Here is a 13,028-nt window from a genome sequence, read left to right as displayed (position 1 = left end):
CCTTGACGAAAAAGGAAAAAGCCGGCGGATGCCGGCTTTTTTTATGGCTGATTTCAGGTGATATGGCTTTGCAGCCATTCCCTGGAGCGGGCCGGGCGAGCCGGCGTGAAGATGGCTGTGTTGCACCGCCTCAGGTGATATGGCTTTGCAGCTATTCCCTGGAGCGGGCCGGGCGAACCGGCGTGAAGATGGCTGTGTTGCACCGCCTCAGGTGATATGGCTTTGCAGCCATTCCCTGGAGCGGGCCGGGCGAACCGGCGTGAAGATGCCTGTGTTGCACCGCCTCAGGTGATATGGCTTTGCAGCTATTCCCTGGATCGGGCCGGGCAAACCGGCGTGAAGATGGCTGTGTTGCACCGCCTCAGGTGATATGGCTCAACAGCCATTCCCTGGAGCGAGCCGGGTAATTGGTGAAGATGCCGTCCACCCCCAGCAGCGCCAGCCGGTGCAGATCCTCGGGTTCGTCCGCCGTGTAGCTGTAGACCTTGAGCCCCAGGCGCTGGGCCTCTTCCACCAGGGCCCTGTCCACGAAGGCGCAGTCGAGATGCAACGAGAACACCTTCAAGGGGCCCAACATGGGGGCCAGCTCCAGGGGGATGTGGCTGATCAGCAGCCCTATGGGCCAGTCCGGCTTCATGGCCTGGAAGGCGGCCAACTGGCGGTGGTGGAAGGAGGAGATCAGGAGATCCTCGGGCTGCCAGCCCAGCTCGGTGACGGCCCTGTCCAGCAGCGGCAGCAGCACCGGCAGCAGGTCGTGGGCCTTGAGCTCCAGGTTCAGCTGGCAGCGGCCGGCGCAGAGCTCCAACACCTCCCAGAGCCGGGGTATGGGCTGGCCGTCGCCGGCGTCGACCTGGGCCAGGGCGTCGCTGCTCTGGTTTTCCAGCAGGCCCTGGCCGCTGGTGCTGTGATGCAGCCAGCGGTCGTGCAGCACCAGTATGTCGTCGTGCCAGCGCTGCAGGTCCAGCTCTATGGCCTCGCAGCCCTGGTCCAGGGCCAGGCGGAAGGCCGCCAAGGTGTTTTCGGGAGCCTCCCCTGAGGCCCCCCTGTGGGCGAAGATCTTCATGGGTCTGCCTTATGAGAAAAGGGGGGCCTCGGCCTTGCCTTGCAGCTTGAGATCCAGCTTGGGCCAGGCCAGCTGGATACCCTGCTCGGCAAAGCGGCGGTGGAATTCGCTGTAAAGGGCGTGGCAGGTGCGCAGGCGGTTGTCGGTGTCACCCACATAGACCCGCAGCTCGAAATCCAGGGAAGAAGGCCCTATGCCCAGCAGGTAAGCCGAGGGCTCGGGGTTTTCCAGCACCAGCGGGCAATCCTTGGCCGCGGCCAGCATCAACCGCTGCACCAGGTCGGTGTCGGAGCCGTGGTTGACGCTGACCTTGAGGATGAGACGGGTCACGGGGTCCGACAACGACCAGTTCACCAGTTGCTCGGTGATGAAGGCCTTGTTGGGGACGATGATCTCCTTGTGGTCCCAATCCACTATGGTGGTGGCGCGGGTGTTGATGCGGGCCACGGTGCCGGACAGATCGCGGATGGTGACGGTGTCGCCGATGCGGATCGGCTTTTCGAAGAGGATGATCAGGCCCGAGACGAAGTTGGCGAAGATCTCCTGCAGGCCAAAGCCCAGCCCCACCGTCAACGCCGCCACCAGCCACTGGGCCTTGGCCCATTCGATGCCCAGCAGGCCGAAAACGGCCACCAGCCCCACCACTATCACCAGGTAGCGTGACACTGTGGTGACGGCAAAGCCGGTGCCGGGGCTCAGCTGCAGGCGCTGCAGCAGCGCCAGCTCCAAGAAGCCCGGCAGGTTGCGACTGCCCACCACCGTCAGCATCAGGGCCAGCAGGGCCCAGATCAGCGCCATCAGGGTCACGGGCACCGACTTTTCCTCACCGTCCACCAGCGTGGTGACGTCCCAGAGATTGACGTGCTCGAAGTAGCTCAGGGCGTCGTACATGGAGGACCAGAGCAGCAGCAGGCTGATCACGGCCACCAGCTTGAAGAGGGTGCGCATCAGCACTATGGACTGGCTGGCGATGGTCTCGATGTCGATCAGGGCCTCTTCTGGCGGCACCTCCAGGTTGGCGTCCCCATCGGGGTTTTCCTTGGCCCGTTGGGCCAGCAGCTCGGCGCGTTTGGCCTTGGCCTGGGCGAAGGCGATCTTGCGCCTTTCTATGAGCAGCAGCCGTTTGGCCAGGTAGTAGATGAAGCCGTAGCCGCACAGCATCAGCAGGGACAGCTGCTCCAGCCATAGCAGCTGCTGGGCCGTGTAGTAGTAGCCGGTCACCGCCAGGCCCAGTGAAGCGAGGGGTATGACCACGGACAGCCACCACAGCAGGTGGTGCCAGGGCTTGGGCTTGAGGCCCTTGTCGAGGTTGTAGACCAGCAGCGCCCTGTGCTTGTAGAGCTGCTGGTAGAAGAGGGCCAGCCCCGCCGCCAGGGCCATGAAAGCCAGGCGCCCCAGCCCCTGGCGTATGGCCTCCTCGGCCTGGAGCTGGCAGTAAAGGGTCAGCATCAAGAGTGGGGTGGCGACGAGGGCCAGGCGCCGCACCGTGATCCGCAGCCGCTTGACCCCGGCGGCCCGCCAGCGGAAATGGCCCTGCAGCACCCCTTCCTCGTGGGTGAGGTTGCGCACTGTCAGCCAGATACCGGTGCCGCAGGCGCCAGCATAGAGGGCCATGGCCAGGGCCGGCTGGCTGGCCTGGGCCAGCAGCCCCAGCACCAGGAACAGCAGTGGCACCGGCGTGGCATAGGCCACCGTCAGGGCCAGGGCCTTGAGGGTGAAGGTGATACTGTCGCGGGTGACGTTGCCCACCGGCCTGCCCAGCTCCGCCAGGCGGGTGCGCAGCCGGTACCGTTCCAGCCAGCGGATCAGCACCGCCAGCAGCACCAGGCCCAGCACCAGGGCCAGTAGCAGCGGGTGGCGGCTGGGTTTGAATTCACTGCCGGCCCCCAATTTCTGGCCGGCGAAACGGGCGCTGTCGGCCACCAGGGCCTTGATCCAGTCCCAGCTCAGGGGCCGGGCGTTGGGGATCCAGAAAAGGTGGCCCTCGATCAGGGTCTTGAGTTCGGTGACCGTCTTTTCCAGATCGCCGGTGGCGATCTCCAGCTGGGTCAGGTGGCCCAGGTATTCGAAGGTGCGCTCCGACAGCCGTTTGAGCAGCTGGCGGCGGGTCTCCAGCAGCTTGCGGGCCTGCTGGCGCTGGCGGTCGGAAAGCCCGGCCAGGGCTTCTGCCGGTTCGGCGGCCTTGAGCTTCTGGTCGAACTCGTACTTGTCGATGCGGGCCTGGTTGATGGTGTCCACCAGGCGGCGGTGCTGGAAGTCCCTGGGCAGCTGGTCGTAGCGGATACGTAGCGTCTCGCCGAAGGCGGCGCTGACCTTCAGCCATTCGATCTGCTTCTGTACCGAGGCCTGGTATTCCCGCCAATCGAGGTTCTTCTGCTTGACGTCCCGCAGCTGCCCCAGGGTGGCCACTATCTGGTCGTTGAGCTGGGCCAGCTGGTCGGCATAGCCGATGCTCTCCTGGGCCAGCTGATCCAGGAAGGGGTGCTGGTAGTCCTTGTCCAGACTCTCCAGCAAGGTGGCCTGGATCCGCGCCTGGCGCTTGGCGTTGGTGGCGGCCTGCATGGCCGACTGGCGGGCCACCTGGTCGGCTATCTGCAGGGTCAGCAGTTCCTGGTCCAGCTCCTTGAGGCGCAGGCGCTGGCTGGCGGAGGCGTCCTCCAGTTCCAGGCGTTTGATCCAGGCCTGGAGCATCTGCACCTTGGCCTGGGCCAGGGCCAGCTTGGCCTGGTCCAGGGCGCCGGAGCCGGACAGCTTGTCCAGTTCCGCCTGCTGTTGGCTGAGGTCGCTGCGCAGCGCCGCCGCCTGCACTGCGCCCTGGCCGGCGCGGCTGGAAATGCGGCTCTGCTCGTTGATGAGGTTGTCCAGTTGGTCGTTGAGCCGGGCCAGGTTGCTGCTGACCTGGGGCAGTTCCTTGTCCAGTCGGCTTTCCGGCCAGCTGTCGTATTTGGGCAGGGGCGGGCTCTGGTACTGGGCCAGGGCCGCTTCTTTCTTGGCCTGCTGCTGGGCGAAACCGTCGATGACGGCCTGGTACTGGGCGGCCGCCTTGAGGTGTTCGTCCCGCTGCTCCGTCAGCTGGGCCGCCTCGCTGTAGAGGGCCGCCAGTTGATCAGACTGGGGGTCGGCGGCCTTGGCGGCGGCCTGGGCCTGGTTTTGCAGTTGCTCCTTGAGCAGTTTCTGGATGGGGGTGTTGGCCTGGGCACCGAAGGCGAGCAGCAGCATCAGCAGGCACAGGCGCGGCAGAAGGGGCATAGGGACGTCCATGAGGCAGTGGCCCCCTCATCCTAGGGCTTTTGTGACCTGGCTGCCAGAGTCTCATAGGCGGCGGCGCTCACCACCAGCAGGCCACCCAGCAGGGTGCGGCCGTTCGGCACCTCGTGCAGCACCAGGGCCGCCAGGGCCGTGGCATAGAGGGGCTGCAGGCAGGAGATCAAAGCCACCGTCTTCACCTTGAGTTTGGCCAGGGCCTGGGCCAACAGGGCATGGGGCATGGCGGTGAAAACGGCCCCCAGTACCAGCAGCAGCGCCCAGCCCGTTGCCGTCATGGCGGTGGCCTTGCCGGTCAGGAAGGGGCCCAGCACCAGTACCGCCACCAGGGTCTGGTAGAACATGGCCTTGGGGCCCGAGTGGTGGCTGAAGCGGCGCTTGTGCAATAGGTTGCGCAACGTGAACAGCAGGGCGGAGAGCACTCCGAGGGCCACGCCCTGGGTGGTGCTGTCGTCAAGGTCGGTGCTGGGCATGATGAGGGCTATGCCCAGCAGCACAGTGGCGGCGGCCAACAGATCCCGGCCCTGCGGGCGCTTTCGCTCCAGCAGCGGCTCCAGCAGCACCGACATCACCGGGTAGGTAAAGAAGGCGATGATGGCCACCGCCACGCTGGCCACCTGGATGGCGGCGAAGTAGGTGAGCCAGTGCAGGCTCACTATGGTGCCCAGCACCAGGGCGGTCAGGTATTCACGGCCGCTGCCCAGGCGCAACCGGCCGCCCCTGGCCTTGGCCACCAGGGCCAGGCAAGTGGCGGCGATGGCGCAGCGCAATACCGTGATGTCCAGGGCGCCGAGGGGGATGAGCTTGGCAAAGAGGGCGGTACCGCCAAACAGCAGTACCGACAGGTGCAGTTCCCAGAGGCTCTTGGCCGGCGTCATCCGGCTTTGGTGGCGAAGGCACCGCCCAGGCGGGTGGTGACGCCGGGGGCCAGCTCTTCGGCGAAGTTGACGGCCTGCTCACCGAACAGCAGCACCACAGTGCTGCCCAGCTTGAAGCGGCCCATCTCTTCGCCCTTGTCCAGGACGACGGGCTTGAGGTGACGATAATCCCAGTGGCGCACCCCTTTACCGGTGGGCGGGGTGACGGTACCGGCCCAGACGGTCTCGATGCTGGCCACTATGGTGGCGCCCACCAACACCAGGGCCATGGGGCCCACTTCGGTTTCCCAGAGGGTCACCACCCGCTCGTTGCGGGCGAAGAGACCGGGCACCTTCTCGGCGGTCAGGGGGTTGACCGAGAACAGGGCGCCGGGCACGTAGATCATGTCGGTCAGCTTGCCCTTGATGGGCATGTGGATGCGGTGGTAGTCGCGGGGGGCCAGGTAGATGGTGGCGAAATGGCCATTCTGGTAAGGGGCGGCCAGCTCGGGGACCCCCAGCAGGGCCTCGGCGCTGTAGTCGTGGCCCTTGGCCTGGATGATGCGACCTTCGCTGACGGGGCCCAGCTGGCTGACGGTACCGTCAACCGGCAGCACCAGGTCGGTGTCGGCCAGGGGGCGCAGGCCGTCCTTGAGTTCACGGGTGAAGAAGTCGTTGAAGCTGGCGAAGGCGTCGGGGTTTTCTTCCTTGGCTTCGCTCATCTCCACCTTGTAGCGCTTGATGAAGACGCGGATGAAGGCGTGGGTCAGGGCGCCGGCGCGGGCCGCGGCCAGCCAGCCCACCAGGCGGGACAGGCCGTGCTGGGGAATCATGTATTGCAGGGCGATTTTCAGTTGGTCAAACACCGGTCATTTCCTTGGCATTGGGATCAGGCGAAGCTGGGGCGGCTCTCGGCCAGCGAATCGACGATCTTGTGGTAACTGTCCAGCCTGGAGGCGGCCACTTCGCCCCTGGCCACTGCCGCTTGCAGGGCGCAGCCGGGGTCGTTTTTATGTTTACAGTCGCGGAATTTACAGGTTCCGAGGTAGTTTCGGAACTCCTTGAAGCCGCGGGCGATAACGTTTTCTTCCAGGTGCCAGAGGGCGAACTCGCGGATCCCGGGGGAATCGATGAGGTCGCCGCCGCTGGGGAAGTGAAAGAGCCGCGCTACCGTGGTGGTGTGGGTACCCAGCCCGGAGTTCTCGGAGATGTCCCCCACCTGGGCGGCGGCGTCCGGCAGCAGCCGGTTGACCAGGGAGGACTTGCCGACCCCGGACTGGCCGACGAAGATGCTGATCTGGTCCTTGAGCAGGGCCTCCAGGTCGGCCATGCCTTCGCCTTTTTTCACCGACACCAGCAGCACCTGGTAGCCGATCTCTTTGTACAGGGCCAGCTGCTGCAGGGCGCTCTCGCGGGCGGCCTCGTCCAACAGGTCTGTCTTGTTGAGGATGATGACGGACTCGACCCCCAGAGCCTCGCCGGCCACCAGGTAGCGGTCTATGACATGGGTGGACAGTACCGGCAGCACCGAGGAGACGATGCACATCTGGTCGATGTTGGCGGCCACCGGTTTGATGCCGTCGTAGAAGTCGGGGCGGGTCAGCACAGAATGGCGCTCGTGGACCGCCTCCACCACGCCGCTGATGCCGGCCATGGCCTCGCTGCCGCGGCGCCACACCACCTTGTCCCCTGTGACCAGGGAGCCAATGGTGCGGCGGATGTTGAGCCGGTAGACATCGCCCTCGGCGCTCTCGATGTCGGCGTGCTGGCCGAAGCGGGACAACACCAGGCCTTCCTCAGCCTGGCCCAGGTGGGCATCGTCCCACTGGGCATCGTCTTTCTGCTTGAGGCGTTTGGCCTGATTGGCCTTGACCCGGCGCTGTTGGCCCTGGGTCAGTTTGCTGCGTTTGGCCACTTTGCTCCTGGCTGCTGCTGACACAAAACCCTATGATACACCGAGGTCAGCCTGCAGAAGAAAACCCATGAGCAAAGACAACCTGATTTGGATCGATCTGGAGATGACGGGCCTGGACCCGGAGAAGGAAAGGATCATCGAGATCGCCACCATAGTCACAGACAAGGATCTCAATGTGCTGGCCGAAGGGCCCGTGCTGGCCGTGCACCAGAGCGACGAGTTGCTGGGGGCCATGGATGAGTGGTGCACCCGTACCCACACCGCCAATGGCCTGGTGGCCAGGGTCAAGGCCAGCACCCTGTCCGAGGCCGACGCCGAACGCCAGACCATCACCTTCCTGGAAAAGTGGGTGGACAAGGGCGCTTCCCCCATCTGCGGCAACTCCATAGGCCAGGACAGGCGTTTCCTGGTCAAATACATGCCGGCGCTTGAAGCCTACTTCCACTACCGCAACCTGGACGTCAGCACCCTCAAGGAACTGGCCAGGCGCTGGTCTCCCGACCTGCTCAAGGGTCTGCAGAAGAAGGAAACCCACCTGGCGCTGGACGATATCCGCGAGTCCATCGAGGAACTGCGCTATTACCGGGAACACTTCCTGAAACTGCCCGCTGCCTAAAAAGGCGCCAAACAGTTTCAGACCCTGTTGCACGGTCCAAAATTTTAGGTACAATGCGCTCCGCTGTCGGGGAATACCGATGGCGGCCGTCAAGGCCGATGAGTGCGGGAATAGCTCAGTGGTAGAGCACAACCTTGCCAAGGTTGGGGTCGCGAGTTCAAGTCTCGTTTCCCGCTCCAAATTTTAAGATGATGCAGGCTACCGGCCTGGGTTGTCAGGAAAGAGAAACGCGACAAGTCGCTCGGGCCAGGCGCCCCCTTCAAGTCTCGTTTCTCGCTCCAAATCAAAAGCGTTGGCCCAAGGGCGGGCGCTGACAATGCGGGAATAGCTCAGTGGTAGAGCACAACCTTGCCAAGGTTGGGGTCGCGAGTTCAAGTCTCGTTTCCCGCTCCAAATTCAAAGCCGTTTATCGTAAGATAGGCGCACACAATGCGGGAATAGCTCAGTGGTAGAGCACAACCTTGCCAAGGTTGGGGTCGCGAGTTCAAGTCTCGTTTCCCGCTCCAAATTCGAAAGGCCACCCAACAGGGTGGCCTTTTTCGTACCTGGCATTGATAAACACGAGATGTTGCCGCGCTGCGGCAAGGTCGCGAGCCAAACGTTGGCCCGGTCAGTCTCGTTTCCCGCTCCAAATAGAAAAGGCCGTCCATCAGGACGGCCTTTTTGCATTCTGCCTACGACGCAGTCTGACATGGCGGTCGCTCGGGCTGGGCGCCCCCGCCAGCGTGGCCCCGGCCCGTCTCATCTCCCGCTCCAAATTCAAAAGGCCACCCAGGAGGGTGGCCTTTTTGGCTTAACGAGCCGTTTGTCAGACTTCAGGCTGCGCCGATCAGCGGATCGCTGAAGCTCGGCTTGCCGGTTTCCTGGTGGCCACACCAGCGGCGTCGGTAAGGGCCTTCTGGCTGGGTCAGGGTCAAGTCGTACCAATGGGCCTGGTCGGCGATGTGCCAACTGAGGCTCTTCTGCTGGCCGGGGGCCAGGTGGCACTGGTGGACTTCCTTGCTGTACCCGTCCGTTATCCGGCACTGCTGGGGCGCGCCTGAGACGTTCCTGAGGGTCAGCATCACCAGGTTGGCGGTGGTGCCGCGGCTCAGGGTCACCACCAGGGGGTCATCGCCACTGCCGGCAAAATGGCGCAGGTAGCCGTTGGGGCCATGGAGGCTCAGCTGGTAGGACTGGCCGGCATCAAGCTTGTCATCGAGGCGGCTGTGGGCCGCCGCCGTGTAGTGGCGTGGCGCCTTGGCGGCCTGATTGTCGTATAGCCCCAGGGCCACGGCCACGTTGCTGCGGTTGTCGATGCTGAGCGCCAGCTTGCCGTTCCTGGCCCAGGCGCTGGCCTCCATGTCGTAAGGCAAGGGCCGGGCAGGGCGCTGGCCGGGCTCTTGGCGGGGCATGGCGGCCATGGGCGGCACCACGGGGGCATCAAGCTTGGCCGCGTTATCCACCTGGCCTATATAGTGGCTGGTGTCCGGCAGCTTGGGCCAGGTGGCGTCGGTGCCGGCAAAATCCAGGGTGCTGGTGAGATCCCCTGCCACGGCGCGGCGCCAGGGCGAGATGTTGGGTTCCTTGACCCCGAAGCGCTGCTCCAGGAAGCGCAGCACCGAGGTGTGGTCGAACAGCTGTGAGTTCACCCAGCCGCCCCGGCTCCAGGGGGAGATCACCATCATCGGCACCCTGGGCCCCAGGCCCAGGGGTTCGCCGTGGTAGTTCTCGCCATCCAGGGGCACGTTGCTCTTGCCGATGGCGGCGGTCACCGGCGGTACCGGCACTGGGATATGGTCGAAAAAGCCGCCGTTCTCGTCGTAGTTGAGCAGGAAGACGGTCTTGGACCAGACCTCGGGATTGCTCATCAAGGCTTCGAGCAGACGGGCGGTCAGGGAAGCGCCATAGCCCGGCGAGGCTTGTGGGTGCTCCGAGAGGATGTAAGGAGCTATCAGCCAGGACACTTCCGGCAAGGTGCCGTTCTCCACGTCCTTTTTGAAGGCCGCCACCAGGTGCTCGCCTCGTGAGGCGGCGGCGTTGTCGGCGCTGGAGCCGCTTACCCAGGCGCGGCTCTGCTGGTAGCGCTTGGAGGCCGGGTCCAGGCCCCGGAAGGCCTTGAAGGACTGCAGGGCGTTGTCGCCGAAGTTGTCGTATTCCTGGTAGACCTTCCAGCTGACCCCGGCCCTGTCCAGGCGCTCTGGGTAGGTGGTCCAGTCGTAGGGGGCGAAGTCGCCGTGGTCGCGGCCCATGTCCGAGGTCCAGTTGCCGTCGTCCTTGTTGGCCACCACCTGCTCGCCATTGTTGCCGACGCTGAGGCCGCTGGTGCCTGTCCAGAGGTACATGCGGTTGGGGTTGGTGGGGCCGAACAGCGAGCAGTGGTAGCCGTCGCAGATGGTAAAGGCGTCGGCCAGGGCGTAGTAGAAGGGCATGTCATCGCGCTTGAAGTAGCCCATGGTCATGGGGGTCTTCTGCTCTGCCCAGACGTCGTTGCAGGCCCAGGCGTCTACCGGGCCACGCCAGTCGTGATTGAGGTCGTGCATGGTCTGGGCCGAGGTGCCCTGGCTGTCGAGGTGGAAGGGCAGCACCGGCGCCGGGGTCTTGCTGCACACCTGCTGCCATACCGACAGGCCGGGGCGGCTCTGCATGGCCCTGGGATCGTCAAAGCCGCGCACCCCGCGCAGGCTCCCGAAGTAGTGGTCAAAGGAGCGGTTCTCCTGCATGAAGATCACTACGTGTTTGACGTCCTGGATGGTGCCGGTCACGCGGGCCGGCTCTATGGCCAGGGCCTTGCGGATGGTGGCGGGGAGCATGGCGGAGGCGGCGATGCCGGCGGCGGTCGCCGAGGAGAGCTGTAAAAAGCGGCGGCGTTGTAAGTCAACCATTGGCTTTTTCCTAAAAAAAGAAAGCCCCGGCTAGCCGGGGCTTGGCATCAGAACTTCAGGCTAGCCTGGGCGGTGACGGTACGGCCACTGCCGATGTAGTAGCTGCCGTTGTTGCCGCCGGCCAGGTAGTTGGTGTCACCCAGGTTGGTGATGTTGAGGGTCAGATCCATGCCCTTGATACCGCTGCCCTTCATTGCCAGGTGGTAGCCGGCGTAGAAGTCCATGACGGTGTGGGAGGGGATCCGGTCCTGGTTCTGGAAGTCACCAAAGTAGTCGCCGGTGTACTTGGCGGACAGGCCGGCTTTGTAGTTGTCCTCGGCGTAGGACAGGCTGACCACGGCCATCTTGCGCGGTGAACCGCCCACTTTGTTGCCCCTGATGTCCGTCAGCACCTTCTGGTCACCCTTGGTCATGGGCACCAGGCTGCGGGCAGAGTACTCGGAGTCGTTGTAGGTCAGGGCGCTGTAGAGGCTCCAGGCCGGGGCGAACTGCCAGTTGATGCTGGCTTCCATACCCTTGGATTTGATACCGCCGACGTTGACGTACTGGCCGTCCAGTTCGTTGAGGTAGTCGATGCCGCTGCCGGTGGAGGCGTCGATGAAGGTGATGCGGTTGGCGAACTTGATCTTGTAGATGGCGGCGGTCATCTGCACCTGGTTGCCCAGGTAGCGCAGGCCCAGATCGGTGTTCTTGGCGGTCTCGGCGTCCAGCTTGCTGTAGTCCTGGTTGGTCTCGAGGATGCCGTCGGAGATGGCCTTGAAGTTCTTGGAATAGCCGCCGTACAGCTCCCAGCCGGGGGTGAATTGCCAGATGGCGCCGGCCATGGGCAGCAGCTTGGAGTTGCTGGACAGGGAGCCGGTCTCTTGGCCGATGAAGTTGTCCTTACGCTTGATCTTGACCTGGTACTTGCGGGCACCGGCGGAGAGGGTCAGGTCGCCCAGTTCCCACTTGTCCTGCAGGTAGTAGTTGAAGGTGTCGGTGACGTAGGTGCGGTCGTACTGGCGCCAGTAGGCGGTGTTGTCGTAGGCCTGGCCCACCTTGGGATCCAGCACGTTGTGCCAGTCGCGGTATTCGTCGCGGTTCTGGCGCTCGCCCCAGAGGCCGGCGGTCAGGGTGTTGGCATCGCTGATGTACCAGTTCAGCTTGGCGGTGGTGCCGTAACGGTCTTTGCCGTAATGGGTATGGCGGTAGCTGGAGACCAGGGTGCAATCCTGGCTGTCGCAGCCGCCCGCGGCCAGTACCGGCTGGCCGTCGGCGCCCAACTGGGTGAAGCGGATGTAGTTGCCGCCTGAGTCCAGCACCGCCTTGTGGTTGGCGTCCACCAGGATCTGGTAGGGCGGCAGCCAGTCACCACGGCCCTTCATGTGGTGGTAGTAGGGGGTGACGCTGAGGTTGACGCTGTCGCTGAGGTTGGATTCCAGGCGCAGGTAGGCGAAGGTGTTCTTACGCAGGGTGCGCCAGGCCTCGGCGAAGTTTTGATCTTCAACCGGATCGCCGGTCCAGTTCCAGGTCAGGCGGTCCCAACGGGGATTTTGCTTGAACTGGGCCAGGGTGATGCCGTTGTAGTTGGTCTCGTCGGTGTCGTCGTAGCTGATGCGACCGGTCAGGGTGCCCCAGTCCAGCTCGGTCACCTGCTTGTAGCTGGCGTGGAAGTCGGTGGTGTCACCGTTGGAGCCGGAGCCGATCCAGCGCTTGTTGTGGCTGCTGCCCATGCTGAAGTAGCTGCGGCTGCTGTTGTCCAGGAAGCGGCCGGTGTCGAGGCGCAGGTAGTATTTGCGGGCGTCGAAATCACCGGTGGTGTAGTCGGCGGTCAGGCCACGCTCTTCCTCGGGGTTGAGGGAGACGTAGTTGAAGGTACCGCCCAGGGCGTCCAGGGAGGGGGAGGCGATGTCGGAAGTACCCTGCATGACTTCGACCCTGGCGGTGTCTTCCAGCAGCAGGTAGCGGTTGGCCTTGGAGCCGCCGCCGTAGGCAGAGCCGCCGTTGGGCAGGCCGTCGACGGTCATGCCCAGTTGCTGATCGGTGCCGTTGAGGCTGAAGCCGCGCATGGTGATGGTGGTGGACCAGTCGTCGCTGCCGAAGACACCGCCTTCGCCGACGCTGACGCCGGGCAGTTTGTCGATGAGGTCGTTGACGCTGCCGAGCGGGGCGCTGAAGGATTTGATGTTGTCGTCGGTGCTGTTGTTGGCGTAGGCGATGCGGGCACCGATCACCGAGATCACTTCGGTGTCATTTTGGTCCTGCTGGGCCTGGGACTCGTCCGCAAAGGCGGGGCCGGCAAGCAGGGCGGCGATGGTGGCGGCGAGCAGGCTGGGCAGCAAGAGTCCTTGTTGGTACTGCTTTTTCATTGTTTAGAGTTCCGTGGGCTAAAAATTGTCCCGCATTCTGCTGTCCGAATGTTGCGCTTTGGTTTCTTTGAGGTTTCTTCCCGATGAAGCTTTTCTGACGG

General features: G+C 64.1%; 8 protein-coding genes and 3 tRNA genes. 4 read left to right on the top strand and 7 right to left on the bottom strand.

Annotation, left to right across the window (positions count from 1 at the left end):
* Nucleotides 1-361: 361 nt before the first annotated feature.
* Genes PVT67_RS15315 through rsgA form a run of 5 tightly spaced genes read right to left on the bottom strand, consistent with a single transcriptional unit; the run spans nt 362 to nt 7,099 of the window.
* The gene (locus tag PVT67_RS15315) at nt 362-1,063 is read right to left on the bottom strand and encodes a glycerophosphodiester phosphodiesterase (protein WP_301495073.1); all 702 of its coding nucleotides are present in this window, start codon (nt 1,061-1,063) and stop codon (nt 362-364) included.
* 9 nt (nt 1,064-1,072) lie between these two features.
* On the bottom strand, nt 1,073-4,312 hold the full coding sequence (locus tag PVT67_RS15310; protein WP_301495071.1) for a mechanosensitive ion channel domain-containing protein: 3,240 nt from the start codon (nt 4,310-4,312) through the stop codon (nt 1,073-1,075).
* Nucleotides 4,313-4,344: 32 nt separating this feature from the next.
* Nucleotides 4,345-5,205 carry a DMT family transporter gene (locus PVT67_RS15305; RefSeq protein WP_301495070.1) on the bottom strand — a complete coding sequence of 287 codons (861 nt, stop codon included), beginning with the start codon at nt 5,203-5,205 and terminating at the stop codon, nt 4,345-4,347.
* Nucleotides 5,202-6,050: an archaetidylserine decarboxylase gene (gene asd / locus PVT67_RS15300; RefSeq protein WP_336407763.1), complete on the bottom strand. Its 849-nt coding sequence runs from the start codon at nt 6,048-6,050 to the stop codon at nt 5,202-5,204. The genes PVT67_RS15305 and asd overlap by 4 nt, the downstream gene beginning before the upstream one ends.
* A gap of 23 nt (nt 6,051-6,073) precedes the next feature.
* Entirely contained in the window at nt 6,074-7,099 is a 1,026-nt protein-coding gene (rsgA, locus tag PVT67_RS15295; protein ID WP_301495068.1) for a small ribosomal subunit biogenesis GTPase RsgA, read from the bottom strand.
* Nucleotides 7,100-7,166: 67 nt separating this feature from the next.
* On the opposite strand from rsgA, the gene orn reads away from it, so the two are divergent.
* The 4 genes from orn to PVT67_RS15275 all read left to right on the top strand — a co-directional run bounded on the left by orn (nt 7,167) and on the right by PVT67_RS15275 (nt 8,221).
* Complete coding sequence (gene orn / locus PVT67_RS15290; RefSeq protein WP_301495066.1) at nt 7,167-7,715, top strand: oligoribonuclease; 549 nt, start codon at nt 7,167-7,169, stop codon at nt 7,713-7,715.
* A 104-nt stretch (nt 7,716-7,819) separates the two neighbouring features.
* Nucleotides 7,820-7,894, top strand: a tRNA-Gly gene (locus tag PVT67_RS15285).
* A gap of 139 nt (nt 7,895-8,033) precedes the next feature.
* A tRNA-Gly gene (locus tag PVT67_RS15280) sits at nt 8,034-8,108 on the top strand.
* Between the two features lie 38 nt (nt 8,109-8,146).
* Nucleotides 8,147-8,221, top strand: a tRNA-Gly gene (locus PVT67_RS15275).
* Between the two features lie 309 nt (nt 8,222-8,530).
* Here the strand turns inward: PVT67_RS15275 and PVT67_RS15270 are convergent.
* Nucleotides 8,531-10,579, bottom strand: a complete 2,049-nt coding sequence (locus PVT67_RS15270; RefSeq protein ID WP_301495064.1) for a phosphocholine-specific phospholipase C — start codon at nt 10,577-10,579, stop codon at nt 8,531-8,533.
* A 47-nt stretch (nt 10,580-10,626) separates the two neighbouring features.
* Entirely contained in the window at nt 10,627-12,927 is a 2,301-nt protein-coding gene (locus tag PVT67_RS15265) for a TonB-dependent receptor (protein WP_301495062.1), read from the bottom strand.
* Between the last annotated feature and the right edge of the window lie 101 nt (nt 12,928-13,028).

Origin of the sequence: Gallaecimonas kandeliae, assembly GCF_030450055.1 — a bacterium.
GTDB classification, from domain to species: domain Bacteria; phylum Pseudomonadota; class Gammaproteobacteria; order Enterobacterales; family Gallaecimonadaceae; genus Gallaecimonas; species Gallaecimonas kandeliae.
The sequence above is the reverse complement of the archived record's forward strand: the minus strand, read 5'-3'. Positions and strand labels throughout refer to the sequence as shown.

What these genes read in the sequence shown, in the direction of transcription:
- PVT67_RS15315 (WP_301495073.1), bottom strand. Translation starts at nt 1,063, where the DNA reads ATGAAGATCTTCGCCCACAGGGGGGCCTCAGGGGAGGCTCCCGAAAAC.
- PVT67_RS15270 (WP_301495064.1), bottom strand. Translation starts at nt 10,579, where the DNA reads ATGGTTGACTTACAACGCCGCCGCTTTTTACAGCTCTCCTCGGCGACC.
- orn (WP_301495066.1), top strand. Translation starts at nt 7,167, where the DNA reads ATGAGCAAAGACAACCTGATTTGGATCGATCTGGAGATGACGGGCCTG.
- PVT67_RS15305 (WP_301495070.1), bottom strand. Translation starts at nt 5,205, where the DNA reads ATGACGCCGGCCAAGAGCCTCTGGGAACTGCACCTGTCGGTACTGCTG.
- PVT67_RS15310 (WP_301495071.1), bottom strand. Translation starts at nt 4,312, where the DNA reads ATGCCCCTTCTGCCGCGCCTGTGCCTGCTGATGCTGCTGCTCGCCTTC.
- PVT67_RS15265 (WP_301495062.1), bottom strand. Translation starts at nt 12,927, where the DNA reads ATGAAAAAGCAGTACCAACAAGGACTCTTGCTGCCCAGCCTGCTCGCC.